The organism is Tropicimonas marinistellae (assembly GCF_001509585.1).
Classification (GTDB): Bacteria; Pseudomonadota; Alphaproteobacteria; order Rhodobacterales; family Rhodobacteraceae; genus Tropicimonas; species Tropicimonas marinistellae.
The window spans coordinates 1-3,584 of record NZ_LNCI01000029.1; the positions used below are offsets into that span (position 1 = coordinate 1).

At 51.7% G+C, this 3,584-nt stretch carries 4 protein-coding genes; all 4 read left to right on the plus strand.

The annotated features are described in order from the left end of the window. The coding region (locus tag ARC39_RS26350) for a hypothetical protein (RefSeq protein ID WP_236545404.1) at positions 1 to 191 on the plus strand (191 nt) is incomplete at its 5' end. 158 nt (positions 192 to 349) lie between these two features. Further along, positions 350 to 1,498 carry a hypothetical protein gene (locus tag ARC39_RS25040; protein WP_068119590.1) on the plus strand — a complete coding sequence of 383 codons (1,149 nt, stop codon included), beginning with the start codon at positions 350 to 352 and terminating at the stop codon, positions 1,496 to 1,498. Positions 1,499 to 2,370: 872 nt separating this feature from the next. Beyond that, positions 2,371 to 2,703: a PadR family transcriptional regulator gene (locus tag ARC39_RS26535; protein WP_078059470.1), complete on the plus strand. Its 333-nt coding sequence runs from the start codon at positions 2,371 to 2,373 to the stop codon at positions 2,701 to 2,703. Further along, complete coding sequence (locus tag ARC39_RS25050; RefSeq protein WP_068119595.1) at positions 2,700 to 3,521, plus strand: sugar transferase; 822 nt, start codon at positions 2,700 to 2,702, stop codon at positions 3,519 to 3,521. Before ARC39_RS26535 ends, ARC39_RS25050 begins: the two co-directional genes overlap by 4 nt. Positions 3,522 to 3,584 lie beyond the last annotated feature (63 nt).

The window sequence follows — 3,584 nt, forward strand, 5'->3', positions numbered from 1 at the left end:
ACGCTGCCGACGTGGCCACATTGACACCAGGCGTGGAGATTGAGGGGCAAGAAAAGTTAACCTGCCGTCTTGTCGTCTGCCGCTCCTGGCACATTCCCCAGGACGAGTGCCGAGACTACACCGACATTTTCAACTTCGGTTCTCAAGCTGGTTCGGGCATTCGGTTGACCAACTCGCGCCGCGCACCTTGATCCAAGTGCGATACTTCGACTATGTTTCAATAATGCTTGTTTTGCGATAGTTGTGTTTGGTTTTGGAGCCTTTCGGGCACTGTGTTTGGCGTCCAGTGGTGCACCATTTGGGAGGATGGCTCCGCTGACCAACAACAATAAATGGAGCGAACGAAGTTATGGGACAGTCGTTTTTTGAAAAGCACATCTTCGAAGGAGAAACGATAAGCGTTACCGAGGGATACGGCAGCGGCATAACGACATTTTGGTCGTACAATGTCACGTTTGAGGAAGGATCGGCGAAAAAATCCGATTTCAACGTCGAAAAAATAAGTGGCTCGCAGGTTGGCGGGTTTAAATCTTTTTCAGTTACTGCAATCGACGATGATGAGAATGAGGATGATGAGACGTTTACTGTAACCCTTAGCGGCGAGTACGGAACCGAAGGTTCACTCAGGGCCTACGAATATACTTACAGCTTCATAATTATTGATAATGAGTGCCCGTATGACAGATCAGACCTTAAAAAGATTAAAGACCAAATTTCATCCCTAAAAGAGGATCGGGGGTCATTTGATTTATTATCGCAGAATCTGGACACAATCGGAGATGGTTACAAGGTTGTCAAAAAAAGTGAAAAAGCATGGGACGTTTCTCAAGCTGTCGCCGCGAAGGTTTTGAAGAACCTTGATGCGGATTCTGAAAAATCCCTCAGGTCCGAGTTGCGCGATTTGAAGAATAACACCAAAGAACTCCACGAGCAACTTGATGGCGGCAAGCTTAACTTTCTGGAACTTGAAGAAGCGCAGAAGGATGTCAGGGAATCAACAAAATCCCTTGTTCAGGCCGCCCGAAAGGAAGGAATCTCGGTTTCGAGAACACCGTTCGAGAACGAACTCCAATTGGAACGCGCGACCAAGCAAGCGGAAAATGTTTACTCGATAATCAGCACAGAATCTCACCAATTCGGAAAAGGAGCAAACCTCTTTTCCTTTTGGATTGAACTCTTAAAGACTAACAACGAGAACATTGAGCGCGCAGGCATCCAGGCCGTCATCGATGACCAGCTAGACAGTTACCGCCCTCAATTGAGAGAATACGCCAAAGAGCTGCGAATAAAGTCGACCAAGGGTGTTGATACGGAAGATCTGATTGAGAAGGTTGATTCCAAGTTTGACCGAATTTTGGACAAGCTCAAGCAGGAAAAGATTGAGATCAAGAAGTGCCTGGATGGAGAGAGAGATGCAGTAACAAGATCTGCAGTTCGTGAGGTGAGCGAACTCGAAATTGACATCTTTACGCCAATAGATAGTTTTGATTGGATGTAAATCGTATCGTCTATCCACCCCCGAAACAGCAATCCAACACCGCTTCTTGCTCGCTTTGTTTGCGCCGCAATCGAATACCGCCACGGTGCGGAAATTATCCGCCTCGTTTCTCTAGCCGTCTGCGGCATCCGCGTGCCGCTTGCCGTACCTGAAGTGCACAGCTATACATATGTAGTAGGCCTCGAACCGCCGAAATCTTGGGCTTAAACGAGCTACGAACTCCTTAATCCATTGATCTGGATAGAGATTGTGCCGCAAACGAGAGGCGGATATGGCCCTCTCAGACCGCGAACAAACAAGGAAACTGGCAACGCGTTAAGACGTCGCGATCAGTCCCGTTCATAGGCCTTCCGCCCCGTCCCATCCATCGCGTTCCCACCGGCGTCGTATCCAACCACAACATCGGTCACGGGACCGCGCGGTCGGCAGGCCGTGCACTTCAATCTCGGTTTAAGAGCTTCGATCATGCCGGGAGTGATTGTCACCGCCCCGTCTGGAACAGTGACTCTGCCCCAATGGCCACAAAGGCACTTGATGTGGAGGTAGAGCGGCACGCTAGGAACATTGCACGAACATCTGTGTTGCTCAATCTTGCGCTTTCGAGATTGCCTCGCCTGCAATCCACCGTGGCGCGCCGCCAGAGCCTCGGCCTTATGGTAGCGAGCACTACAGATCGCGGTTGCTGACGATCAACTCCCGAGCCGCCTTCGAGGGTTCAGGACGTCAACTAGCATCAGCATTCTCAGGTTGTCCGATTGAGGTTGCTACCAGCGCGATCTGGCCATGATCACCGATGTCGCAGCCCTATGTCGACTTGACCTTGACCCTATGTCGACTTACGATATTGGGTGTACTGAGCAACGAGGAACGGCATGCGGCTATCCAACAAGGGTCTACAGGTTCTCGCTCTATTTCTGTCTGACCCAGCCAGGGAAGTCTCTGGCGCTGAGATTACAAAGGCGATTGGAGTTGGGTCTGGAACGCTCTACCCAATGCTGTTGCGTTTTGCGGAACAGGGCTTGCTCACAAGCCGATGGGAGGAAGAGGTCGTTCCATCCGAGATCGGCCGACCGCGTCGGCGCCTCTATCGATTGACGGCGTACGGCCAGCAACAAGCCACGATGGAGCTCTCCCGGTTCGGGTTCCGCGACCCAACACCGGCGCCCCTCCCAATCCTTGGTGTCGCGGTCGGAGGTGCGTCGTGACTTACCTTATCATCCTGATTGTCACAGTGCTCGGATTGGTCTTCGGTGAGGATGCCAAGGTCGTCATTCCCAAGTGGGCACGGCGACTCGTCATCATGGCTTCTCAGAAACTTCCCGAAAAGGATCGAGAGCAATTCGAAGAGGAGTGGCTTTCTGCACTTAACGAAACGGAGACGTATTCAGGAAAGATCCGACATGGGCTGGGCCTGTTTTTTGTCGGCGCGCCCCGGATCAACCGACAGCTGACGGGTCAGACGCTGTACATGACCACGTACAAGCGAGTATTCGACATCGTGTTCGCGTTGATATCGCTGCTTACTTTGATGCCATTCATCATGATCGTTGCCGCCGTATTGGTTGCGAGCCGAGAACCCGTGCTAATTCGCGAACCCGTTGTTGGTAAAGGAGGGCGAAAGTTTGGCATGTTCAGACTCAGCAGGCCGCCCAACATGGAAGGCGGCTGCTTGGCCATTCGCAGGTTCTTGGACTTCACGGGTTTTTACGAGACGCCCCAGCTACTGAACGTTCTTCGCGGCGACATGAGCATGGTGGGGCCGGCCATAATGCGACCGAAGACGGTTAGAGTGCTGGGAATAGAGGATTCCGTATGTTTCAAGTTGCTTCCCGGATTAATACCTCCTCCAGGGTTCTCAATGCGGGTGCGTAGACTTCAAAATATTCGTGATGGCAAATACGTGCGTGAGCTTGCACACGCGTGGGAAGAAACGGCTGAAAGATATTTGCGACAGCAGACTTTTCGCCGCGATCTCGTAGCATGTTTCGAATCGGTCAGTGCACTCTTTCCGCGGTCGAAGTAATGGGTCGTTGCTGTGGAGATCTTGCTTTGAAGGATTGGCAACACGCTCGGTTCCGCTACCAGT